The 23,200-nt window shown below is 71.1% G+C and carries 23 protein-coding genes; 7 read left to right on the plus strand and 16 right to left on the minus strand.

All coding sequences use genetic code 11. The annotated features are described in order from the left end of the window. Positions 1–25 precede the first annotated feature (25 nt). The 7 genes from DX914_RS12905 to DX914_RS12935 form a co-directional block, all read right to left on the minus strand. Positions 26–205: a hypothetical protein gene (locus DX914_RS12905; protein WP_115859530.1), complete on the minus strand. Its 180-nt coding sequence runs from the start codon at positions 203–205 to the stop codon at positions 26–28. Between the two features lie 496 nt (positions 206–701). Continuing rightward, positions 702–1,472: an SIMPL domain-containing protein gene (locus DX914_RS12910; protein ID WP_115859531.1), complete on the minus strand. Its 771-nt coding sequence runs from the start codon at positions 1,470–1,472 to the stop codon at positions 702–704. A gap of 222 nt (positions 1,473–1,694) precedes the next feature. Beyond that, positions 1,695–3,185 carry an anthranilate synthase component I gene (gene trpE / locus DX914_RS12915; protein WP_115859532.1) on the minus strand — a complete coding sequence of 497 codons (1,491 nt, stop codon included), beginning with the start codon at positions 3,183–3,185 and terminating at the stop codon, positions 1,695–1,697. A gap of 155 nt (positions 3,186–3,340) precedes the next feature. After that, positions 3,341–4,288: a lipid kinase YegS gene (yegS, locus tag DX914_RS12920; protein ID WP_115859533.1), complete on the minus strand. Its 948-nt coding sequence runs from the start codon at positions 4,286–4,288 to the stop codon at positions 3,341–3,343. Positions 4,289–4,523: 235 nt separating this feature from the next. Next, the gene (gene rraA / locus DX914_RS12925; RefSeq protein ID WP_115859534.1) at positions 4,524–4,997 is read right to left on the minus strand and encodes a ribonuclease E activity regulator RraA; all 474 of its coding nucleotides are present in this window, start codon (positions 4,995–4,997) and stop codon (positions 4,524–4,526) included. Then, complete coding sequence (gene rpe / locus DX914_RS12930; RefSeq protein WP_115859535.1) at positions 4,994–5,668, minus strand: ribulose-phosphate 3-epimerase; 675 nt, start codon at positions 5,666–5,668, stop codon at positions 4,994–4,996. Before rpe ends, rraA begins: the two co-directional genes overlap by 4 nt. A 69-nt stretch (positions 5,669–5,737) precedes the next feature. After that, a complete protein-coding gene (locus DX914_RS12935; protein WP_115859536.1) occupies positions 5,738–6,079 on the minus strand; it encodes a J domain-containing protein in 342 nt (113 codons plus the stop codon). 193 nt (positions 6,080–6,272) lie between these two features. Between DX914_RS12935 and DX914_RS12940 the strand changes: the two genes are divergently transcribed. The 3 genes from DX914_RS12940 (at position 6,273) to DX914_RS12950 (ending at position 8,171) form a co-directional block, all read left to right on the plus strand. After that, a complete protein-coding gene (locus DX914_RS12940; RefSeq protein WP_115860176.1) occupies positions 6,273–7,199 on the plus strand; it encodes a phosphoribosylaminoimidazolesuccinocarboxamide synthase in 927 nt (308 codons plus the stop codon). An 83-nt stretch (positions 7,200–7,282) separates the two neighbouring features. Further along, positions 7,283–7,618, plus strand: coding sequence for a DMT family transporter (locus tag DX914_RS12945; RefSeq protein WP_115859537.1), 336 nt, complete (start codon positions 7,283–7,285; stop codon positions 7,616–7,618). A 46-nt stretch (positions 7,619–7,664) separates the two neighbouring features. Continuing rightward, positions 7,665–8,171 carry an Mpo1 family 2-hydroxy fatty acid dioxygenase gene (locus DX914_RS12950; RefSeq protein WP_115859538.1) on the plus strand — a complete coding sequence of 169 codons (507 nt, stop codon included), beginning with the start codon at positions 7,665–7,667 and terminating at the stop codon, positions 8,169–8,171. Positions 8,172–8,250: 79 nt separating this feature from the next. Here the strand turns inward: DX914_RS12950 and DX914_RS12955 are convergent, their stop codons facing one another. Genes DX914_RS12955 through DX914_RS12980 form a run of 6 tightly spaced genes read right to left on the minus strand, consistent with a single transcriptional unit; the run spans position 8,251 to position 14,926 of the window. Next, a complete protein-coding gene (locus tag DX914_RS12955) occupies positions 8,251–9,054 on the minus strand; it encodes a 2,3-dihydro-2,3-dihydroxybenzoate dehydrogenase (protein WP_115859539.1) in 804 nt (267 codons plus the stop codon). After that, entirely contained in the window at positions 9,051–9,866 is an 816-nt protein-coding gene (locus tag DX914_RS12960) for a siderophore-interacting protein (protein WP_115859540.1), read from the minus strand. Before DX914_RS12960 ends, DX914_RS12955 begins: the two co-directional genes overlap by 4 nt. Next, the gene (locus DX914_RS12965) at positions 9,863–11,173 is read right to left on the minus strand and encodes a condensation domain-containing protein (RefSeq protein ID WP_115859541.1); all 1,311 of its coding nucleotides are present in this window, start codon (positions 11,171–11,173) and stop codon (positions 9,863–9,865) included. Before DX914_RS12965 ends, DX914_RS12960 begins: the two co-directional genes overlap by 4 nt. Beyond that, positions 11,170–12,048, minus strand: a complete 879-nt coding sequence (locus DX914_RS12970; RefSeq protein ID WP_196778903.1) for an isochorismatase — start codon at positions 12,046–12,048, stop codon at positions 11,170–11,172. The genes DX914_RS12965 and DX914_RS12970 overlap by 4 nt, the downstream gene beginning before the upstream one ends. After that, positions 12,045–13,700: a (2,3-dihydroxybenzoyl)adenylate synthase gene (locus tag DX914_RS12975; protein ID WP_115859542.1), complete on the minus strand. Its 1,656-nt coding sequence runs from the start codon at positions 13,698–13,700 to the stop codon at positions 12,045–12,047. The genes DX914_RS12970 and DX914_RS12975 overlap by 4 nt, the downstream gene beginning before the upstream one ends. Continuing rightward, positions 13,697–14,926, minus strand: a complete 1,230-nt coding sequence (locus DX914_RS12980; protein ID WP_115859543.1) for an isochorismate synthase — start codon at positions 14,924–14,926, stop codon at positions 13,697–13,699. Before DX914_RS12980 ends, DX914_RS12975 begins: the two co-directional genes overlap by 4 nt. Positions 14,927–15,219: 293 nt before the next feature. On the opposite strand from DX914_RS12980, the gene DX914_RS12985 reads away from it, so the two are divergent. The 4 genes from DX914_RS12985 (at position 15,220) to DX914_RS13000 (ending at position 19,952) form a co-directional block, all read left to right on the plus strand. After that, positions 15,220–17,277 carry a TonB-dependent receptor gene (locus DX914_RS12985; protein ID WP_115859544.1) on the plus strand — a complete coding sequence of 686 codons (2,058 nt, stop codon included), beginning with the start codon at positions 15,220–15,222 and terminating at the stop codon, positions 17,275–17,277. 249 nt (positions 17,278–17,526) lie between these two features. After that, positions 17,527–18,417, plus strand: coding sequence for a DMT family transporter (locus tag DX914_RS12990; protein WP_115859545.1), 891 nt, complete (start codon positions 17,527–17,529; stop codon positions 18,415–18,417). Between the two features lie 80 nt (positions 18,418–18,497). Then, positions 18,498–19,283 (plus strand): hypothetical protein, encoded by a 786-nt coding sequence (locus DX914_RS12995; RefSeq protein WP_147300664.1) that lies wholly within the window; start codon positions 18,498–18,500, stop codon positions 19,281–19,283. A gap of 45 nt (positions 19,284–19,328) precedes the next feature. Further along, positions 19,329–19,952: a hypothetical protein gene (locus DX914_RS13000; RefSeq protein WP_115859547.1), complete on the plus strand. Its 624-nt coding sequence runs from the start codon at positions 19,329–19,331 to the stop codon at positions 19,950–19,952. Positions 19,953–19,955: 3 nt separating this feature from the next. On the opposite strand, the gene DX914_RS13005 is transcribed toward DX914_RS13000, so the two are convergent. The 3 genes from DX914_RS13005 to DX914_RS13015 are packed head-to-tail and all read right to left on the minus strand — an operon-like array spanning position 19,956 to position 23,054. Further along, positions 19,956–20,816: an NAD-dependent epimerase/dehydratase family protein gene (locus DX914_RS13005; protein WP_115859548.1), complete on the minus strand. Its 861-nt coding sequence runs from the start codon at positions 20,814–20,816 to the stop codon at positions 19,956–19,958. Then, the gene (gene nhaA, locus DX914_RS13010) at positions 20,816–22,051 is read right to left on the minus strand and encodes a Na+/H+ antiporter NhaA (protein ID WP_115859549.1); all 1,236 of its coding nucleotides are present in this window, start codon (positions 22,049–22,051) and stop codon (positions 20,816–20,818) included. The genes DX914_RS13005 and nhaA overlap by 1 nt, the downstream gene beginning before the upstream one ends. Positions 22,052–22,100: 49 nt before the next feature. After that, a complete protein-coding gene (locus DX914_RS13015) occupies positions 22,101–23,054 on the minus strand; it encodes a sodium:calcium antiporter (RefSeq protein ID WP_115859550.1) in 954 nt (317 codons plus the stop codon). Positions 23,055–23,200: the final 146 nt, after the last annotated feature.

The raw sequence follows: 23,200 nt of genomic DNA on the forward strand, positions 1-23,200 counted from the left end.
ATCGAACCAGGGATCGTGCGGGGGATCAGCTCTTCTTGGCTTCGGCGGCCTTGGCCTCGGCCTTCTTCGCCTTGTGGGTCTTCTGCTTCACGGCGGCGGTCTTGGCCGGGGCGGCGGCGCCGGGGGCCGGGGCCGGGGCAGCGGCGAAAGCCGAGCCGGCGACGGCGGTCAGGGCGAGCGCGAACAGGGCATTGCGGACGTTCATGGTGGGGCTCCTGGACACGGATGGGACGGACGGTGGGTAGATGAAATTAGAGATGCGCAAATCGCGGAGGGAATCTCGGTCTGCCGGTGGGGTGGGCCCACCGCAGGGACAGATTGCGCGCGGCGTCTTGCCGGGGAGCTTTCCGGCACATGAACTATCGGTAATGTTGGGTGGGCGCGTGGAACGCAACGCCTGCGCTTTGCTCGTCATTCCCGCGAAGGCGGGAATCCAGCGACCGCGGCGTCTGCCTGGATGAAGCCCTGGATTCCCGCGTTCGCGGGAATGACGGGGCGGGGCGGCTGTCTGGATGAAGCCCTGGATTCCCGCGTTCGCGGGAATGACGGGGCGGAGCGGCTGCCTGGATGAAGCCCTGGATTCCCGCGTTCGCGGGAATGACGGGGCGGGGTGTCTGCCTGGGTGGAGCTCTGGATTCCCGCGTTCGCGGGAATGACGGGGCGGGGTGTCGCGAGATGTCGCGTACACCGTTCCAATCGGCCTAGTCGGCCAGCAGGAACACGGTGTAGATCTTGTCGTCGAAATCGACGTAGCCGTTCTGGAACGAGGGCGCGGCCGCGTTGTACTGAAGGCGGCTGCCGGTGACCTCGATGCGGTCCAGCGTCCGGTTATCGCCGTTCCAGGCATACATCGCCGGCCAGCTGCCCTCGCGCACGCCGTATTGGAACTGCGGCGCCACGTCGGACACGCTGTAGACGCCGGCCAGCTTGGCGCCGTAGGCCTGGGCGATGACCTCGGCCTTCTCGCGCGAGGACGCGATGCTCTTCTGCCGCAGCTGGCGGCGCAGTTCGGCCTCGCTGGATAGCTCGGTGCTCACATTGGAGATCGACAGCTCCTTGGACGTGGTCACGCTGCCCAGGAACCGCTCCAGCGCCTGCTTGTCGTCGAAGCGCGCGGTCAGGTTGCGGCGCACGCCGGTGCCGACGAACACTTCCTGCCGCTCCTGATTGTCGTAGCGGCGGCGCGTGTCGATTTGCAGCGAGGTGGCGACGATCTCGCGGTCGGCCACGCCTGCGGCCTTGAGCTTGGCGATAGTCGCGCCGAGTTGGCTTTCGACCCGGGCGCGCGCGGCGGCGGGATCGGCGTCCACCGCCTCGAACTGGATCGCCAGCTTGTAGCGGTCGGGCACCGCGCGCGCTTGCGCGTCGCCGTAGACCAGGATGTGGCGCGTGGGCGGCAGCGCGTTGACCTGCGCCTGCGCGGCGTGGGACAGCAGGGCCAGGGCCAGCAGGGCGGATAGGCGTAGCGTCATGCGGTCGTCTCCTCGAGGACGGAATGGGGCCAGGTAGGCGCGCCCTGCCCCCGCAGGACGCACGGTGTTGGCAACGCATGATGCGTCGCGACGGGGTTAAGTCCGCCGCGCCAGGCTCTGCTTTGGGGTAGGAGCGGCGTGAGCCGCGACCGCGCCAATGAAAGCCCTGCGCGAGTTCGGAGCAGGTCGCGGCTCACGCCGCTCCTACCCCAGAGCGAGGGCTCAGAGCCCGCGCGCGGCCTCGGCCACGGCGCGGAACAGCGCGCGGCCCTTGTTCATCGTCTCTTCCCATTCCTTCTCGGGGTCGGAGTCGTAGACGATGCCGGCGCCGGCCTGGATGTACAGGCGGCCGTCCTGGATCACCGCGGTGCGGATGGCGATGGCGGTGTCGGCGTCGCCGTGCCAGCCGATGTAGCCCACCGCGCCGGAATAGACGTTGCGCTTGATCGGTTCCAGCTCGCGGATCACTTCCAGCGCGCGGATCTTGGGCGCGCCGCTGACCGTGCCGGCCGGGAAAGTCGCGCGCAGCACCTCGGCGTAGCTCAGATCCGGCTTGAGCTTGCCGGTGACCTCGCTGACGATGTGCATGACATGGCTGTAGCGTTCGATCACGAACTGCTCGCCCACTTCCACCGTGCCCGCCTGGGCCACGCGGCCCACGTCGTTGCGGCCCAGGTCGATCAGCATGAGGTGCTCGGCGCGCTCCTTGGGATCGGCGAGCAGCTCGGCTTCCAGCGCCACGTCCTCTTCCACGGTCTTGCCGCGCGGGCGGGTGCCGGCGATCGGGCGCACGGTCACCTCGCCGTCCTGCAACCGCACCAGGATCTCGGGCGAGGAGCCCACCACCTGGGTCTCGCCCACGTCGAGGAAGTACATATAGGGCGAGGGATTCAACGCGCGCAGCGCGCGGTACACGTCCACCGGCCGCGCCTTGAACGGCACGCTCAGGCGCTGCGACAGCACCACCTGGAAGATGTCGCCGGCGCGGATCAGCTCCTTGGAGCGTTCCACCGCGGCGATGAAGCCCTCGCGGGTGAAACCGGAGACGAAGTCGCCCTCCTCCAGCCCGGCCGGGTCCAGCGTCTCCGGATAACCGGCGCCGGCATGGCGCAGGCGGTGGCTGAGCTGATCCAGGCGGCGGTTGGCGCGCGCGTAGGCCTGCGGCTCGCTGGGGTCGGCGTGCACGATCAGGTACAGCCGGCCCTTGAGGTTGTCGAACACCGCCACTTCCTCGCTGAGCATCAGCAGGATGTCGGGGGTGCCCAGTTCGTCGGGCTTGAGGCTGCCGTCGCGTTGCGGGCCGGCCAGGCGCGGTTCGATGTACTGCACGCATTCGAAGCCGAACCAGCCGACCAGGCCGCCGGTGAAACCGGGCAGGCCTTCGATCTGCGGCACGCAGTGCTCGGCGCGCAGGCGCTCGACTTCGGCGAAGGGATCGTCGACCACGCGGCTGTCGACCAGTTCGCCCACTTCGGTAACGAACAAGGTGTTGCCGGCGAAGGCGTACACGCGCTTGGCCGGCAGGCCGATGATCGAATAGCGGCCGAAGCGTTCGCCGCCCTCGACCGATTCGAACAGGTAGGTGTGCGGGCCGTCGGCGAGCTTGAGGTAGACCGACAGCGGCGTGTCGAGGTCGGACAACACCTCGCGCACGACGGGGATGCGGGTGTAGCCGTTAGCGGCCTGTTGCTGGAAGAGTTCGGACGAGATCACGCAGCGATTCCTTCGGAGACGGGTGGGCAGGGGCGACGGTGGTCAAGCGCCACCATCGCCAACCCACGTCGGCGCGGAAGGAATGCGGGTTCGCCCAGAAGCTCATGGGCGCCACTGTAACGGCTTCGCGCGCGCGGCGCGACGGGGGCACGCGCCTACGCCGGCGTATCGGCGCGGCCGCGCAGTAGCGGGCAGTCGGCCGGCAGGTGCATGCGCACGCGCGCGGGCACGCAATCGATGCGGAAGCGTTGCGCCTGCACCGGCTCCCCGTCCAGGTTGAGGCTCAGCGGCTGCGGCGCCTCGATCTCCAGCCACGGCGAACGCGCGCGCACCGCCACGCGTTCCAGCGCCGCGTGCTGGCCCTGGGTGACCAGCGTGGCGACGGTGGCGCCGACTTCGCCGCTCAGTTCCGGAACCACGGTCACGTCGAGCAGGCCGTCGTCGATCAGCGCTTCCGGGCACAGCGGCTGGCCGCCGCCGGCCTGGCGGCCGTTGCCCACGCCCAGGGCGATGAAACCGCCGTCCCAGGCGAAATCCTCGCCGCGCAGGCGCGCCTGCACCGCTTCGATCCGGCCCAGCTTGGCGATGCCGGTGACCAGGTAGGCCAGGCCGCCGAGCATCTTCTTCAGGCCCTCATCGGTCTCCACCGTGACCTGGGTGCCGAAGCCGCCGCTGGCCAGGTTGGCGGCCCAGTGCACGCCGTCGGGCGCCTGCAGCTTGAGCAGGTCGATCGGCACCGCGGGCCGGGTGTGGATCAGGGCCAGGGCCTCGGCGGGCGTGTCGGGCAGGCCGGCCGCGCCGGCGAAGTCGTTGGCCGTGCCCAGCGGCACCAGGCCCAGGGTGGGCAGCGCGTCGGCCGGCTCGTCGCGGTGCGCCAGGGTGGTGGCGACCTCGCTGAGGGTGCCGTCGCCGCCGGCGGCGACGATGGTGCAGGCGCCGTCGGCGATGGCCTCGGCTACGTAGCGCTCGGCGTCGCCGGCTTCCCAGGTCACCCGCACGTCCAGGGCGATGCCGCGCTCGCGCAGGGTGCGCACCGCTTCGCGCAACGCATCGTCGCCGGCGGACTTGCCGTTGAGGATCAGGCGCCAGTGCGGCTGCGGCATGCGTAAACCCCCTGTGTATGGAGCGGCGAGGCTAGCAGCGCCGCGCTAAGCGGCGGTGAACGCGGCGCCACGGCCCTGTCATCACCGCGTCATTGGTCACGCGCAGAGTAAGAGGCCATATCAGGGACGACGGGCGGAGGCTGGATTGCCTCCAATTATTCAGAGGCGGTGCCCGCGGCGCCGCTTTCGGACACGGTGTACGGATGCACCGTGTCCTTAAGGAGCTACACGGCAGTCAGCGGAGGACGGCGTCAGCCAGGACGACGCCGTCCTCGTCGGCGCACAGCCAGTCGCCGGGCCGTACCGTCACCCCGCCGATCTCCAGGGCCACGTCGCGCAGGCCCTGGTCGCGGCGTTCGGTCTTGCGCGGGCAGGTGCCCAAAGCCTTGACGCCCAACTCCATCGCGCCGATCGCAGCGCTGTCGCGGATCGCGCCGACCACGACCACGCCGGCCCAGCCGTTCTCCACCGCCTTGGCCGCGAGCAGGTCGCCGAGCATGGCCCGGCGCAGCGAGCCGCCGCCGTCGACCACCAGCACCCGGCCGGCGCCGGCTTCATGCACCGCTTCGCGCACGCGCGAATTGTCCTCGTGCGCCTGCACCGTGCTGACCGTGCCGGCGAAGGCCGCGCGCCCGCCGTAATCGCGCAGCGGCAGTTCGAGCACGCGCACCGCCTCACCGTGCAGGTCGCACAGGTCGCAGGTGTTCACCCGCGCGCGCCCTGCACCGCCGCCTTCATCCGACCGATCACGTCGGCATAGTCGCCGGCGTTGAAGATCGCCGAACCGGCGACGAAGGTGTCGGCGCCGGCGGCGGCGATTTCGGCGATGTTGTCGGCCTTGACCCCGCCGTCGATCTCCAGACGGATCGCCTTGCCGCTGCGGTCGATGCGCTCGCGCACGCGGCGCAGCTTGTCCAGCGCCGAGGGAATGAAGCTCTGGCCGCCGAAGCCCGGGTTGACCGACATCAGCAGCACCAAGTCCAGGTCCTCCAACACCCAGTCCAGCACCTCGATCGGCGTGGCCGGGTTCAACACCAGGCCGGCCTGGCAGCCGTGCGACTTGATCAACTGCACGGTGCGGTGGACGTGGGCGCTGGCCTCGGGGTGGAAGCTGATCACACTGGCGCCGGCCTTGGCGAAGTCGGGCACGATCCGGTCCACCGGCTGGACCATCAGGTGCACGTCGATCGGCGCGGTCACGCCGTGCTTGCGCAACGCCTCGCAGACCATCGGCCCGATGGTCAGATTGGGCACGTAATGGTTGTCCATGACGTCGAAATGCACCCAGTCGGCGCCGGCCGCGAGCACGGCGTCGACCTCCTCGCCGAGCTTGGCGAAGTTCGCCGAGAGGATGGACGGGGCGATCACGGTGGGCTGCATGGGCGGGGCTCGGGCGGACAGGCCGCCATTGTCGCCTCCGCGCCGGGCCCGGGGCCAGCGCGGCGCGGCTCAGCGGCGCTGGCGCAGGGTCTTGATCCGGTCGTAGGCGCCGTTGATTTCGCGCGCCCGGTCCTCGGCCTGCTGGCGCAGTTCGGGCGCGGCGCCGGCCATGCGGTCGGGGTGGTACTGCGAGATCAGCCGGCGGTAGGCCTGGTCGACCTCGGCGTCGCTGGCCTCGGCGGTCAGGCCGAGCTTGGCGTAGGGGTCGTCGCGGGCCAGGCGGAACCAGTCGCTGTCGAAGGCGTGGCCGATCAGCAGGCCCAGCAGGGCGCCCAGGAAGGGGTTGCCGCGCATAAGCGCGGCGCCGGCGAAGAAGCCCAACAGCTTGCCGTACCAGCGTTTGTTCGCCATGCCTGCGCCGTCCGCCGCAACCGCCGCGGCGGTGCCCGCGACCCAGGCGGCCAGTTTACCTGCACCGATACCGGCACGATTACCTGCACACGACGCCCGGCCGGCGTACACTGCCCGGCCCCGTCGCGCCCGCGCACGCGGCGCACGGGGGTTTCCGCCCGCCGCCATTGGGGACCCCACGTTGTCGACGCACCTGCGCTCCGCCCTTTCCGCCTCCGATCTGCCCGGCCTGCCGCTGCGCCACCGCGGCAAGGTCCGCGACGTGTTCGACCTGCCCGCCGATCGCCTGCCTGCCGGCACGCCCGCCGGCGACTACCTGTTGATCGTGGCCACCGACCGCCTCAGCGCCTTCGACGTGGTGCTGCCCGACCCGATTCCGGGCAAGGGCGAGATGCTCTGCCAGATCAGCAACTTCTGGTTCGGCAAGACCGCGCACATCGTCGCCAACCACCTCACCGGCATCGACGTGGCCGCGGTGCTGCCTTCGGGCACCGACCCGGCGCTCTACGCCCAGCGCGCGGTGGTGACCAAGCGGCTCAAGCCGGTGCCGATCGAATGCATCGCGCGCGGCTACGTGATCGGCAGCGGCTGGAAGGATTACCAGCGCACCGGCCGCATCAGCGGCATCGCCCTGCCCGACGGCCTGCGCCAGGCCGAGCAGCTGGCCGAACCCATATTCACCCCCTCGACCAAGGCCGCCGTCGGCGACCACGACGAGAACATCGACTTCGACACCGCCGTGCGCACCGTCGGCGCCGAGCTGGCCGAGGCCGTACGCGACGCCACCTTGCGCCTGTACCGCTACGCCGCCGATTACGCGGCGCAGCGCGGCATCCTGCTGGCCGACACCAAGTTCGAGTTCGGCACCGACGCCGACGGCCGCCTGTACGTGATGGACGAGATGCTCACGCCCGACTCCTCGCGCTACTGGCCGGCCGACGAATACCAAGTCGGCACCAGCCCGCCCAGCTACGACAAGCAGTACGTGCGCGACTACCTGGAAGCGCTGGGCTGGGACAAGACCCCGCCCGGCCCGCCGCTGCCGGCCGACGTGATCGAGCGCACCCGCGCCAAGTACGCCGAGGCGCTGCAGAAGCTGGCAGGCATTTCGGTCGACTGATCCGGCCGCCGCAGCGGCCGTAGGATGCGGTGAGTCCTAGGCGAACCGCATCGCCCGCCCGCGCCCGCACACAGGAGCCCGCCATGCCCAAGGGCCTGCTCTACCTCGCCGCGGCCATCCTGGCCGAGGTCGTCGCCACCAGCGCGCTCAAGTCCTCCGAGGGCTTCACCCGCCTGGGGCCCTCGCTGATCGTCGCAGCCGGCTATGCGACCGCGTTCTATTTCCTGTCCCTGGTGCTCAAGACCGTGCCGGTGGGCGTGGCCTACGCGCTGTGGTCGGGCGTGGGCATCGTGCTGATCGCCCTGATCGGCTGGCTGGTGCTGAAACAGCCCCTGGACGCGCCGGCCATCGCCGGCATCGCCCTGATCGTGGCCGGCGTGGCGGTAATCCAGCTATTCTCCCGTACTGGGGCGCATTGAACGGCGCCCGCCCTTGCGTCACGCCTGACCAGCCCGGGAGCCCGTCATGAGCACTGTCGCCGAATCCTCGCAGCACACGGGCCAGCGCCCGATCGACCGCTATTTCGCCGGCTATTCCAGCGACCACCAGAACCACGGCAACCAGCTGATCCACGTGATCTGCGTGCCGGCGATCGCCTGGAGCGTGATCGCGCTGCTTTGGTGCATCCCCTCGCCCGGCACCTGGTTCCGCCCCGGGCTGTGGGCCGGCCTGGCCATGTTCGCGGCCTGGATGTTCTATTACCGAGCCTCGCGCAAGCTCGGCCTGGGCATGCTGGTGATGTTCGTGCTGTCCAGTTGGCTGACCTACTGGCTGTACGCGGTGCTGGGCCCGACCGGGCTGCTGTACCTGGGCATCGGCGTGTTCGTAGTCGCCTGGATCGGCCAGTTCATCGGCCACAGCAAGCTGTTCGAAGGCAAGCGCCCGAGCTTCTTCACCGACCTGCGCTATCTGCTGATCGGCCCGGTCTGGGTGCTGGCCAAGCTGTATCGCAAGTTGGGGTGGTCGTACTGAGGAGTTAGCGGTTAGGGGTTAGCAGATAGCGAGAGCGCACCGCTCTTGCTACCTGCTAACTCCTCTTCGCTATCTTCTATCACGCATCCAGCGTAGCGCCGCCGTCCACGCGCAAATCGTGCAGCGTGATATGGCGCGCGCGCTCGGAGAGCAGGAAGCACACGGCTTCGGCCACATCCTCGGCCGCGGCGATGCGGCCCAGCGGAATGCCTAGACGAAAGCGCGCGGCATCGCCGCCGAGGATCGCGTTGCGCGCGGCCTCGTCGGCCGCGAACGCGCGCTGCATCGGGGTGTCGGTGGAACCGGGCGAGACCAGGTTGCAGCGCACGCCGTGCGGCGCCAGTTCCAGCGCCAGGCAGCGCAGGTACTGGCTGGCCGCGGCTTTGGACGCGGCGTAGGCGGCCATGCCGATGCGCGGCGCGGAGGCGGCGTTGGAGCCGACCACCACGATGCTGCCGCGCCTGCGCCGCGCCATGGCCGGCGCCAGCGCCTGGGCGATGCCGACCAGCGCGCGCGCGTTCACCGCCATGCAGGCGTCCCAATCGGCCAGCGCATCGGCGCCGTCGAGCAGTGCGCCTGTACGCAGTACGCCGGCCACGTGCGCCAGGTGCTCGATAGCTCCGCCGTCCTGCTCGACTTCGGCAATGGCGGCGCGCGTGGCCGCGGCATCGGCCAGATCGACCGTCCAGGCCTGGGCCCGAACGCCGGCGGCTTGCAGTTGCGCGAGCGTGTGCGACAGCGCGTCGCCGTCGCGATCGAACAAGGCCAGGCGCGCGCCGGACGCACCCAGGCGCAGCGCGGTGGCCGCGCCGATGCCCTGGGCCGCGCCGGTCACCAGTATCAGGCGGCCGTCGAATTCGGACAGCGGCGGCGATGCGCTCATGCGGCGGCCTCGTCGCTGTCGGCGAAGGCGTCCATCAGGCGGTGGCGCTCGTCGTGATACGCGTCCTCGTCGCTGCCGCGGCGCCAGTACGGCACGGCGTACATCGCCGAACGCGGCACGCCGCGCTGGCCGACCAGGAAGTTGCGCGCGGCCACCACCACCCCGCTCTCGCCGGCCAGCGTCGCCGACACTTCGCCCGGCGGCCAGGGCAGCGCGCGCAAGGCCGCGAGCAGGCGCCCCGGTGCGTCGCTCAGCCATTGCACGCGCATGCGCTCGCGCGGCGGCAGTGGCTGGATCTCGTCGGCATGCGGCACTTCCATCAGCACGTCGCCCAGCGCCTGCGCCGGCAGCTTGCGCATGACCGCATGCACCAGCGCGTAGCTGCTCGGGTCGCCGATGAGCAGGTAGCGCGCGGCCTGCGGCCGGTACAGCGGCGGGCCGCCGGGGCCGATCAGGCCGATGGCGTCGCCCGGCTGCGCCGCCTGCGCCCAGGCCGACGCGCAGCCGCCGTGCGCATGCACCACCAGGTCCACGTCCAACGTCTGCGCCGATGCGTCGTGCGCGGCGACGGTGTAGGTGCGCACCTGCGGCCGCGCCGCGCCGGCGGGCCAGCGCGGGCCTTGCGCGGTCAGCTCCGGCAGCGCCGGCGCCGCGCCGGGCGCGGATGGAAACAGCAGCTTGATGTGCGCGCCTTCGCTACCCGGCGGAAAGCCGGCCAGCGCCGCGCCGCCCAGGGTGACGCGGCGCATGCGTGGCGTGCGCGCCTGGTTGCGCAGCACCTGCAGCAGGCGCGGCGCGGGTCGCGCGCTCATGCCGCCTCCATCGCCGCGTCCACCGGCAGTTCGGCCACCGCCTGGGTGGGGTCGGCCATGGCCGCCTCCACCACCTGCAGCAAGCCCGCGTGCAGCGCGCGCAAGCGCGGCGCGGCATAGGCGTCGGGATTGGCCTCGATGTCGAAGCGGATACCGTCGGCCAGCGGCGAGACGGTGATGTCCAGGTCTTCCACCGAACCCACCGAGACCGGATGCGCGCGGCTGACCAGCCCGGCGAAGCCGAAGGCGCGATCGAACGGCATCAGGTTGACCACCGGCCCGTATAGCTGCGCGTGGGTGCCGGCGATGCCGGCGTCGTGGCGCAGGTCTTCGTAGTTGTAGCGCAGGTGCGGGCGTAGCGCGCGCAACTCCGCGGCCACCGCGGCGGCCAGTTCGGCGAAGGACGCCTGCGGCTCCACGGCGATGCGCAGCGGGACCACGTTCATGCCCATGCACGGCACCGCCAAGGCCTTGGAACCCAGGCGGTTCATCGCCAGCAGGCCCAGCGTGACCTCGCCCGCGCCGCTGGCGCGGTGCATCCAGGCGGCGATGCCGGCCAGCAGCCAGGCCACCCAGTCCACGCCGCAGGCGCGCGCTGCCACCTGCCAGCGCGCGTAGTCGGCCAGCGGCAGGCGCTGCCGGCAGGAACGCGCGCTGGGCGCCGGCGGCCGCGGCGGCGCCAGCGTGACCGGCGCCGCCGCGGCCGCCACGCGCTCGCGCCAGAACGCGCGATCGCGTTCGCGCTGCGGCGAATCGCGGTAGGCCGCGTCTTCGGCCACCACCGGCTGCAGCGACCAGTCGCGCGGCTCCGGCGCGGCCACGCCCGCGCACTGCGCCGAATACAGCTGCGCCACGCGCTTGATCAGCAGCAGGTAGGCGTAGCCATCCAGGGCGACGTGATGCGCGCGCAGGTACCACAGATGCAGGCCCGGCCCCAGGCGGATCAGCGCGGTGGCGAACAAGGGCCCTGCGGCCAGGTCGGCACGCGCCTGCAGATCCTGCTGCATCCATCCGTAGGCGAGCAGGCGGCCCTGCGCGCCCAGCGAGAAATCCAGCCGCTGCACCGGCACCTCGCGGCGCGGGTCCAGGCGTTGCGCTACGCGTCCGTCCTCCTCGCGATAGCGCATGTGCAAGGCATCGCAAGCGCCCAACGCAGTGGCGATGGCGCGCAACAGCGCATCGGTGTCGAGTTCACCGCGCAGCTCGACGGCCTCTGCGGTCCACAGCGAGGGGCTGTCGGGATCCAACTGCTGGGCCGCCCACATGCCGTACTGCGGCGCGGTCAGCGCCAGGGCCTGGCGGCTCATGCCGCCCTCCGCGACTCGATCAGCTGCCACCACTGCGCCAGGTTCTCGCGCTCGGCCAGTTCGACGAAGCCCAGCTGGGTGCCGTCGGCGGTCCAGCGTTCCAGCAAGGCCATCAGGCGGATCGAATCCAGACCGGCCTCGAACGGATTGTCTTGCTCGGCCAGCGCCGCCAGCGGCAGCTCCAGCACCTGCGCCAGTTCGGTGCGCAGCGCCAACAGATTCAGCGGCGGGCGTCCGCCCGTGGCCAGAGCTTGGACGCAAGCGCCCGTCGGCAGCACCACGCCGCAGCGCCCGGCCACGTAGTCCATCGCCTGGCGATGCTCCTGCAGCGAGAAGTCGGCTACCGCATCGCCGACCAGGAAGGCCTGGATGTCCTGCATGAAGGCATCGCAGACCGTGGCCTGCACGCCGATATGCGCGTACACGCCGCAAACGATGAGCTGGTCGCGGCCCAGCGCCTCCATGCGCGCGCGCAGGTCGCTGGAAACGAAGGCGCTGTAGCGCCACTTGTCCAGCACCGTGTCGAAGGGGCGCGGCGCCAAGGCCTCGGCGATGGCGGCGCGTTCGGGCCTGGCGGTGACGCCCGGCCCCCACCAGGGCTGCAGCAGGCCGCGCTGCTGCGGGCTCTGCACCGGCGGCTGCGCGGTGTAGACCACGGGCACGCCGGCGGCATCGCAGGCGTCGCGCACGCGCCGCACGTTCGCAACCAACTCAGGCAGCGGCGCCTGCGTGCGGTCGTAGAAATCCAGGAAGTAGTCCTGCAGGTCGTGCAGCAGCAACACGGCGCGCGCGGGATCGGGGCGCCAGTCCACCCGCGCCGGCGGCAAGGCCTCGGCGGGCGGCATGGGATAGGGGGCGATGCGGGGGATGGTCATGCGGAGGCTCCAGGCGTAGGGGGAACGGTCCCGGTAAGAGGACCCAAGGCGCGCGCTTGCAACGCGCGCTTGTCGACCTTGCCCACCGCGGTGCGTGGCAGGCGGTCGAGGAATTCGATGCGGTCGGGCAGTTTGTAGGCGGCGATGCCGCGTTCGCGCAGAAAGCGCTGCAGCTCGCGCGCACTGGGCGCGGCGGTCTCGCGCGCCACCACCCAGGCGCAGGCCTTCTCGCCCAGCCAGCGGTCCGGCATGGCCACGAGGGCGGCATCGAACACGCCCGGATGCGCGAGCAGATGGCTTTCCACCTCGGCCGCGGCGATCTTCTCGCCGCCGCGGTTGATCTGGTCCTTGGCCCGCCCCACCACCTGCAGATGCCCGCCGGGCAGGCGCCGCACGCGGTCGCCGGTGCGGTAGTAGCCGTCGGCGGTGAAGGCCTGGGTGTTGTGCGCGGGCGCGCGGTAGTAGCCGCGGATGGTGTAGGGCCCGCGCGTGAGCAGATGGCCGACCTCGCCCGGCGCCACGTCGCGATCCTCGTCGTCGACCACGCGGATCTCGTCGGCCGCGCTGATAGGCCGGCCCTGGCTGATGTAGGCCAGCTCCTCGGCGTCTTCGTTGCGTGTGTAGTTCACCAAGCCTTCGGCCATGCCGAACACCTGTTGCAGGCGGCAGCCGAACGCGTCCGGAATGCGCCGCGCCACGTCCTCGGCCAGGTGGGCGCCGCCCACCTGCAGCACGCGCAGGCTGGACAGGTCGTAGCGCGCGCGCTGGCGCGATTCCAGCCAGGCCAGCGCCAACGCAGGCACCAGCGCGGTCAGCGTCGCGCGTTCGCGCTCGATCAGGGCGAAGCAGGCCGCGGGCTCGGCGCTGCGCGCGAGCACCACGCAGCCGCCGGCATGGAACACGCCCAAGGCGCCGGGCGAACTCATCGGAAAGTTGTGCGCAGCCGGCAAGGCGCATAGGTACACCGACTCCGGCCCCAGGCCGCAGATCCGCGCGCTCTCGCGCACGCTGTACAGATAGTCGTCGTGGCTGCGCGGGATCAGCTTGGGCACGCCGGTGCTGCCACCGGACAACTGCAGGAACGCGACCTCGCTCGCGTCCGGCGGCGGCGGCAGCGATCCGTCGCCGTAGAGCGAGGCGAACGGCCGCAGTTCCTGGGCGTCGCCGACCACGACGATCTCGCGCAGACAGGGCTGCGCGGCAGCGACGTCGCGCAGCAGCGCGCGGTGGTCGCAGCCGGCCTCCATATCGGCGACGATCGCCGCGCGGGCCTGGGTGTGCTCGACGAAGTAAGCCAGCTCCGCGCGCCGGTGCGCGGGCAGCGCGAACACCGGCAGCGCGCCGATGCGCAACAGCGCCAGCACCGCGAGGTAGAACTCGGCCACGTTCGGCAGCTGCACCAGCACGCGATCGCGCGGGCCCAGGCCCAGCGCGCGCAGCCCCACCGCGACGCGCTCGGCGTCGCGCGCCAGTTCCGCATAGCGCCAGCGCCGCTCGCCGCAGACCAGGGCGGTGCGCTGCGGATGGCGCGCGGCGGATGCGGCGAAATCCGCGTACAGGTCGACGCCGGTCCAGTAGCCGAGCGCGCGGTAGCGCTGCGCGAACTCGGACGGCCAGGGCACGAATCCCGGTAACGCCTCGTCCACGCTCATGCCGCGGACTCCGGAACGTCCAGCACCTGGGCCAGGCCCATGGCGTTGAGCATGGTGCGCAGCTTGGCGCTGGTTTCGTCCAATTCCGCCTGCGGCTGCGAGCCGCGTACCACGCCCGCGCCGGCGTAGGCGGTGACCGCATCGGCTTCGACCAGGGCGCAGCGGATCGTCACCGCCCACTCGCCATCGCCCTCCGGATCGCTCCAGCCGACCAGGCCGGTGAACAAGCCGCGGTCGTAGCCTTCCAGCTCGCGGATCGCGGCTTGCGCCGCCACCGTGGGATAGCCGCAGACTGCGGGCGTGGGGTGCAACGCCAATGCCAGCTGCAGCGAGCTGGCCGCCGGGTCCAGCAGCTCGCCTTCCACGCGCGTGGACAAATGCCACATGGTCGGCGTGGACAGCAGGCTGGGCGCGGCCGGCACCTGCAGCTTGCGGCAATGCGGCGCCAACGCGGCGGCCACCGCATCCACCACCAGCGCGTGCTCGTGCCGGTCCTTGGCCGAACTCAGCAGACCTTGCGCGCGCTGCGCGTCTTCGGCCGGATCGGCCACGCGCGGGATCGAACCGGCCAGCGGATTGGACAGCACCTGCGCGCCGCGCTTACGCAGCAGCAGTTCGGGACTGGAGCCGACCAGGCTCGCGCTGTCCCCGTTCCGGGTCAGATCGATGGCGTAGGTGTAACCGTCGGGATGCCGCGACAGCAGGCGCTCCAGCAACCAGGGCACCGACACCCGCGCCTGCATGCGCAGGCTGCGCGACAGCACCACCTTGGCCACGCGTCCGGCGTCGATGCGCTGCAGCGCCGCACTCACGCTGTCGCGATAGCCCTGCGCCGTGGGCTGGGGCAGCACCCCGTCGCAGTGGGGCAAGGGCACCGGCAGGCTGCGGCGTTCGCCGCCGTGACGCGCCTGCCCCGCTGCGAACACCGCCTGGCGCGGAATCCACAAGCGCGCCGGCGCATCGGCCGCGAACGGCACGGCGCCGAGCAGCGGCAGCCGCCCGATCTTGCGCGCGGTGCGCTGCAGCGCCTCGCGCGCGGTCTCGGCCAGACCGTCGCAAGCGCTGGCGTCGACCGTCTCCAGCACGCCGCGCGCATGCAGTTGCACCTGCGACGAAGAAAACAGGGTGTCGTGACGGCGGTAGGCTCGCAGCAGCGACGTCGCGCGCGGCGGACTGGGCGTAAGGGAATCGTAGGGCACGCTTAGCGTGCCTGGAATGGCGTTCATCGGTCTCAACCTGCGAGCTTGTGGAAACGAAAGCTGGCAGGCGATAACGCCGGCTGGCAGTGTGCGCGTCCCTGTAGCGCACTGCGAGCGGCGATTCTACGAGCGGCGACGTTGCGATTGCAACGCGCCGCCGTCGCAGTTCGCGCAGACGATCGGTTGCGCGGTTATCGGACGCCGTCGATAATGCGCGCAGCACCAGCCAGACTCCGGCCCTCGCGCCGAACACGTCCAGCAAGACGCCGCACGCCGCAACGAGCGCGCTGCCACCGTCTTCCACTCAAGGACGTCAACCCATGTCTTATCCCGATCGCCCGTTCGCAGCGGGCGCCGCCGCGCTGCGCCCCGTTATCGCCGCCGCGCCGCTGACGCGCGCGCTCCGTCTTGCCTTGTTCGCCCTGACTCTGGCGCCGGCCGTCGCCGCTGCGCAGACCGCCGGGGCGCAAGCCACGGACCTGGACGAAGTGGTGGTGATCGCCGAACGCGAACCCGGCAACTTCGCCATCGACCGCGCCGAGATCGACCTGACCCAGGCCGGCGACGTCGCCGACCTGCTGTCCAACCAGTCCGGCGTAGCCGTGGGCGGCGGCGCGCCGGTGGCGCAGAAGATCTACGTGCGCGGCTTCGAAGACACCCTGCTCAACGTCACCATTGACAACGCGCCGCAGCCGGCCGAGCTGTATCACCACCAGACGCGCGTGCAGATCGAACCCGAGTTCGTGAAGTCGATCGAACTGGATGCCGGCGCCGGCGCGGCCACCGCCGGTCCCGGCGCCCTGACCGGCGCGCTGCGCGTGACCACGCGCGACGCCTTCGACATGCTCGCCCTCTACGGCGACCCGCAGCGCGACGCTGGCGTGCTGGTCAAGGGCGCGGGCGGCTTCAACGGCGAGAACAGCTACAAGGCCGTGGTCTCCGCGTTCGGCCGCTGGTCCGACCGTTTCGGCGCCATGGCCACCTACGTACTGCAGGACGGCGGCGACTACGACACCGGCGATGGGCGCCGGGTGACGCCCACCGCTTACCGCCACGAACGCGGCCAGGCGCGCTTCACCGGTCATTTCGGCGATCACACGGCCGACTTGTCGCTGGAACACCTGTCGGACACGGGCACCTACTACGAGCGCCCGCACATGATCAATTTCGCCGGCCGCTTCATCCTGTCCGACCATGAGATGACGCGCGAGACGGCCAGCTACAACCACCGCTACGATCCGGCCAGCGAGGCCGTGGACGTGCAGGCCACGCTGTTCCGCACCGTCAGCGACTACCAGAACCGCCGCAACACCACCGGCCAGCTGTACGGCCGCGGCGAACAGACCAGCTACGGCTTGGACCTGCGCAACACCGCGCGCTGGTCGGCGCTGGAACTGGTCTATGGCGTGGACTACCGCCGCGACGAGCTCGACGCGCGCCAGCAGGCGGTGCCGCGCCCGTTCTGGGCCAGCACGGTGCAGACGGTGAGCGTCCTGGGCGCTTACGGCCAGGCGACCTGGACGCCGTCGGAACAATGGCGCGTGTCGGCCGGCGCGCGCTGGGACGACTACCGCCATCGGGTCGCATCCGGCCCGGGCGCGGGCGCGGCCAATTCGCAGGCGCGCTTCAGCCCCAACGCCTCGATCCAATGGCAGCCCACCGAGCACCTGACCTTGCGCGCGGCCTACGCCGACGCCTTCCGCGGCGTGACCATCCGCGAAGCCTTCTTCAGCGCGCTCTACGTGCACCACGGCGACCTGGAAGGCGAAAGCGCCGACAACGCCGAGATCGGCGTGGCCTGGGAGCGCGACGGCTGGTTCGCGCGCGCCACCGGCTTCCGCCAGCACATCGACGATTACATCAATGCCGTCTACACCGGCGACGTCGGCGCCGAATGGGGCCGCTGGGCCAATGTCGGGCGCGCCGAGGTCGAAGGCTACGAGGCCGAGGCCGGGCGTCGCTGGGATGCCTACGAATTGGCGCTGGGCGTGTGGAATTCTGACACCCGCTTCAACGACCGTCCGCTCAACGACGCTGACCTGGGCCTGGGCACCTCGATCGGCCGCACCTGGACCGCGCGCTTCGACTGGCGGGCCTCGCCGCGCGCCCGCTACGGCTTGCGCGCGCGCCATGTCGAGGCGGAGGACAACAACATCACCCCGACCGCGCCGCCCAAGCCCGGTTACACCGTGGCCGACGTGATGGGCGAGTGGTCGCTGGATGCGGCCCGCCGGCTCAAGCTGGGCGCGGCGGTGAGCAACTTGTTCGATCGCAGCTATTACGACCACGGCACTTATGGGTATCACTCCAGCGGCACGTACATCGGCTTCCCTGCGCAGGGACGGGAGCTGAGGGTGTCGCTGAGCTATCTGTTCTGAGCCCATGCCTGGATGAAGCCCTGGGTTCCCGCCTTCGCGGGAACGACGGAGGCTTGGAATCGCGGCGCGGCCCCGAAACCGTCATCCCCGCGAAAGCGGGGATCCAGGACCTTCAGCGTCATGCCTGGGTGAAGCCCTAGGTTCCCGCCTTCGAAGGACCGACGGAATAACGCCGTAAGCCAACCAACGGAAACCCCACGTTCCGCCACCGCAACAGGCGCATGACGCCGGATCGGCGACACTAGCGCCATGCTGCCCGTCCGCGACATCGTCCTGCTCCTGCTCATCGTCCTGTCCTGGGCGATCAACTTCCTGACCTCCGCCTACGCGCTGCGCGAGATCCCGCCGTTCCTGTTCACCGGACTGCGCTTCGCCGCGCTGGCGCTGCCGCTGGCGTTCCTGGTCAAGCGGCCCACGCCCGGGCAGTGGCCGCGGCTGATCGCGGTGTGCCTGTGCATCGGCGTGCTGCATTTCGGCCTGAGCTTCACCGCGCTGAAGCTGGCCGGCGACCTGTCCTCGCCGGCCATCGTGATGCAGAGCTACGTGCCCATGACCGCGCTGCTGGCCTGGTGGGTGCTGGGCGAGCGCTTCGCCTGGCGCACCGGCGCGGCGATCGCGGTGAGTTTCGCCGGCGTGCTGGTGCTGGGCTTCGATCCGCTGGTGCTCGACAAGCCCATGTCGCTGCTGCTGATGCTGATCTCGGCCGCGTTCCTGGCGCTGGGCACGGTGCTGATGAAGGGCCTGCGCGGGCTCGACGTGTACAGCCAGCAAGGCTGGACCGCCTTGTTCAGCGTGCTGCCGCTGCTGGCGATCAGCCTGGTGCTGGAACCCGGCGGCATCGCCGCGCTGGATTCGGTGAGCTGGGTGGCGTGGTTCGGCGTGGGCTACGCCGCGTTCGTGTCTTCGCTGCTGGGCCACGGCCTGTACTACGTGCTGGTGCAGCGCCATCCGGTGGCCCAGGTCACGCCCTGGCTGCTGCTGGTGCCGGTGCTGGCCATGGGCCTGGGCGTCGCGTTCTGGGGCGACCGGCCCGGCCCGCGCCTGTTGCTGGGCGGCGCGATGGTGCTGGGCGGCGTGCTCATCATCGCCCTGCGCGCGCTGGCCAAATCGCGCGCGCCGGCGGCCGTGGAAACGCTTTAGCGCGCGCCCTGTCCGCCCGCGCGGCGGACTTGCGTTGATCGTCTGTGCAGGCCGCCCCTGGCCGGAAAGGACGCAACGCCATGACGACACGCACTCCCTCCGCGGCTCTAGTGGCCGTGCTTTGCGCCGGCGTTCTGATCGCCGGCTGCCGGCTCGACCGCAGCCCGCTTTACGGCATGGGCCGGGTGACGCCGCTGCAGTACTGTCCCGGCGACACCGTCACCGCGTCCTACGACCTGCTGATGGAGGAGACCTGCCCCGCCGACGTCGACTGCGCCGCGCACTTCCCCACCATGGTCATCACCAGCGCGCCGGAAGCCTTCCCGCCGCGCACGGTGCGCGCCTACACCGACAGCTTCACCTTCAACCCCACGGCCGACAACGTCGCCGTCACCTTCGACATCGATCGCGACGCGGTGACCATCCCGACCTCGCGCTTCGACGGCAGCACCCGCATCTTCGTCCAGCGCACCAACCTGCGCGACTACACCCACAACAACAGCCGCATCACCGGCACCGTCGACAGCGAACTGCTGCACGAGGGCGTATGCGCGGGCAACACGCCGGTGAACCTGCCGGCCGACCTGCCCGGACCGCCGCGCCTGTCGCCCAACATGCGTCTGGTCGAGTTGTGCAACACCAACGGCGTGCCGGTCGTGGTGGAGGCGTCCGGCACCTCCGGCACCTTCAGCGCCAACCTGCTGCCGGGCCGCTGCCTGGTGCCCGGCGCGGACGGCGTCCCAGCCGACCTCGCCAACGCACGCACCATCGGCGCCAACGCGCCCGACCTGGCCGCGCGCTGCTCGGCGACCATGCAGCAGCCGCCGCGGCCGCTGCGCACGGTCGCGCGCATGGCCTGCCGCTGACGCCGCGCGCGTCGCCCCCTTCTTCGCATCGGACGGACCCTCGCCATGAAACTCTCTCTGCGCCTGGCCGCCTTGGGCCTGGCTTGCCTCGCACCGCTGGCCCTGCACGCCGCCAGTTCGGCCACCGCCCTGCTCCAGGCCATGGACAAGACCGGCTACAGCGCGCGCATCGTCGCCCGCATCAGCCAGTACGCGCCGCCGGCCAAGGGCAAGGTGCAGCACACGCTCACCTCCAACGACGCGGTCGAGCTGCTGCTCGAACGTCCCGACCGTTTCCGCATGGTGCTGCGTCCCGGCGCCAAGAACGAACTCACCTTCGTCGCCCAGGGCGGCATCACCCGCTGGCGCGACAAGGCCACCGGCGTCACCGGCAAGGCGCTCACCACCGATGCGGTGGACGCGCTGGCGCTGATCGCGCTGGGCACGGCCGGCGAGCTGCAGCGCTACGCCAGCCTGAAGGAAGTCGACCCGGGCAAGAACTCGCCGCTGCGCGGCGTGCGCCTGGACCCGCGCGTGTTCGGCAGCGACGTGCAGCACGCCACCGCCTGGTTCGGCTACGACAAGCCGGTGGGCTACGGGTTCGAGCTCAGCGACGGCCGCCGCATCTACCTGGCCATCGCCGGCTACCAGGCCAACGTGCAGACCAAGCCCGGCGACTTCGAGCTGTAGGCCTCAGCGGCTGTCGAACATCGCGCGCTCCGGCCGGAACGGCCGCGGCGCGTAACCGAAGTCCGCGCGCGCGGGCGCGTCGTCGAACACCAGGTCGTTGCGCATGCGCCGCACCGCGGCCACGCCCAGGCCGGTGGCATGGCCGCCGGCCTGGGCCGCCAGCAGCGCCAGGTTGAACAAGGGCGACGGCAGCTCGATCAGCTTCGGCGGCGGCTCCAGCACCGCCAGCACGCGCGCGATCATGTCGCGATAGCTCAAGGTTTCGCCGCCCGGCAGCGCATAGCTGCGGCCGTGGCTGACCGGCGCGCTCACGCAGGCGAAGGCGGCGGCGGCCAGGTCGTCCACGTGCACGGGCTGACGCAGGCCGGTGGCGTTGCGCGGCAGCACGAAACGGCCCCAGCGCTGCGCCATCTCGGCGATGCGCGACAAGGTGGCGTCGCGGCCGGCGCCATAGACCAGGGTCGGCCGCAACACGGTGACGGCGGCGTCGCGCTCGGCGGCTTCGGCGTACAGCAGCGCTTCGGCCTCGCGCAGGCGCGTGGCCACGTCGCGCTCCTCAGGATCGGAGGAGCCGCGCTTGGTGTCCACGCTGGTCGAGCCGAATGCGACGATCCGCGATGCCGGCAGGCGCGAGCGCGCATACCAGTTCGCGAAACCGTCCAAGGGGCCGCAACTGAAGATCGCCTCCACGCGCGCAGGCAGCTCGGGCAATTGGGCGAAATCGCCGCGCAGCCAGTGCAGACCCGGCGCGTCGTTCTGCTCCTCGCGCGAGACCGCGGTGATCCACCAGCCATCGCGGCGCAAGCGGCCCAGCAGGGGCTGGCCGATCTGGCCGCTGGCCCCGAACACCAAGGCATGCCGCATCAGCCGCGTCCTGCCGTCGGCGCAGGCAGCACCGCACGCAACCACACATAGCCCAGCACCGCCGAAATCAGCGACGCGGCCAGCACGCCCAGCACCGCCTCGTCGTAACGCATCGGGTCCTGATAGGCCAGCGAGGCGATGAACAAACTCATGGTGAAGCCGATACCGCACATCAGGCCCAGGCCCAGCATCGCGCGCAGGTCCAGGCCCGGCGGCAGCTTTACCCAACCCAGCGCACGCAGCAGCAGCGCCACGCCGACGATGCCGATCGGCTTGCCCAGCACCAGGCCCAGCACGATGCCCACCGGCAACGGCGTGAGCATGTCTCCCAGGGTCAGGCCGCCCAGCACCAGGCCGGCGTTGGCGAAGGCGAACAGCGGCAGGATCGCGTAGGCCACCCAGGGGTGCAGCGCGTGCTCCAGCGTTTCCAGCGGGGAATGAGCGTCGGCGGCGGCCGCGCCCTTGCCGGTATGCGGAATCATCAGTCCCGTCGCCACGCCGGCCAGGGTCGCGTGCACGCCGGACTTGAGCACGCACACCCACAGCACCACGCCCAGCAGCAGGTACGGCGCCAGCGCGGTCACGCCGCGGCGGTTGAGCAGCCACATGCCGGCCAAGGCCACCGCCGCCCAGATCAGCGCGGTGGCCGACAGGCCATGCGAATAGAACAGGGCGATGATCAGGATCGCGATCAGGTCGTCGATCACCGCGATGGTGGACAGCAGCAGCTTCATCGCCGCCGGCACGCGCGAGCCCAGCAGCGCCAGCACGCCCAGGGCGAAGGCGATGTCGGTGGCGGTGGGCACGGCCCAGCCGCGCATGGCCTCGGCGTCGCCGCGGTTCATCGCATAGAACAACAGCGCCGGCACCGCCACGCCGGCCGTGGCGCAGACCAGCGGCAGGATCAGCTGGTCGCGGCCGGCAAGCTGGCCGCTGAGCATCTCGCGCTTGATCTCCAGCGCCACCAGCAGGAAGAAGATGGCCATCAGGCCGTCGTTGATCCACAACAGCGCCGGCTTGGCGATGTCCAGCGCGCCCACGCGCACCTGCACCGGCATCTGCCGGAAGCCCTCGTAGGCCTCGTGCAAGGGCGAGTTGGCCGCGATCAGCGCCAGCACCGCGGCGCCGATCAGGATCAGGCCGCCCGCGGCCTCCAGGCGGAAGAACTCGCTGAGCCGGCGCAGCGCACGCGTGGACAGCGGGCGCTGGGGCGTCGAAGGAACGGGAGCGCTCATGCGACCAGTATATCGGCGCGCGCCGTGAGCACGGCGCGCCCGAGGGGCCTCAGCGCGTCAGCAGCGCCAGCTCGAAGCCGATCCAGGCCAGCAGCGCCACCAGCAGCACCGCGCCTTCGCCGCGGCTGACCCGCAGGTCGCCGCGCAGCATCGGGTACAGCATCAGCGCGAAGGCGATCGCCGCCGGCAGTTCGAAGCGCACGAACGAGGCCGGCAGCGCCACCGCGTTCCAGGCCGCCATGCCGCCGACCACGATCAGCAGGTTGAACAGGCTGGAGCCGATCACGTGGCCGACCACGATGTCGCCCTGGCGGCGGCGCGCGGCGAGCACCGCCGCGGCGGCCTCGGGCAGCGCGGTGCCGATGGCTACCGGCAGCAAGCCGGTCAGCAGCGGGGTCAGGCCCAGCGCGGCGCCGAAGCGCGGCGCGGCGCCGACCACGAACTTGGAGCCGTAGTACAGCAGCACCGCGGCGATGGCGAAGCGCAGCAGGTTCAGCCACAGGTCGGTGCGGGTGCGCGCGAACGCGGCGATCGCGTCCTGCAGCTCCGGCGCCTCGCGGCGGGCGCGCGCGGCGGCGTAGGCCACTACCGCGACGAAGGCGATCACCAGGCCCGCGCCCTCGGCGCGGCTGAGCACGCCGTCCAGGCCCAGCACGATCACCGCCGCGGTGCCCAGGATCAGCACCAGCAGCAGCGGCGCCAGCGAGCGCCAGCGCACCAGCAGCGGCGCGGCCATCGCCGCCAGGCCCAGGGTCAGGCCGAAGTTGATCACGTTGCTGCCCACCGCGTTGCCCAGCGCCAGGCTCTGCTCGCCGCGCAGCACCGCGTGCAGATTGACCGCCAGTTCCGGCAGCGAGGTGCCGAAGGCCACCAGCACCAGGCCGGTGGCGAAGGGCGACAGGCCGAAGCGCTGAGCCAGCCCGGAGGCGCCCTTGAGGATGGAGTCGCCGCCCAGCGCCAGCAGCAGCAGACCCAGCACGAACAAGCCCACGGCTTCGAGCATGGCTATTCCCCTAGCGATCGACGCCCGATTCTATGCCGAGCGCGGGCCTGCGCGTCCAGCCCGAGGTGCGGAGCGGCTCTGTGCCGCCCTCCACGCCCCGTCATTCCGGCGAAAGCCGGAACCCCTGTTGATCTTCGCGGCTGATG

This window comes from Lysobacter silvisoli, from assembly GCF_003382365.1.
In the GTDB taxonomy this organism is placed as follows: domain Bacteria; phylum Pseudomonadota; class Gammaproteobacteria; order Xanthomonadales; family Xanthomonadaceae; genus Lysobacter; species Lysobacter silvisoli.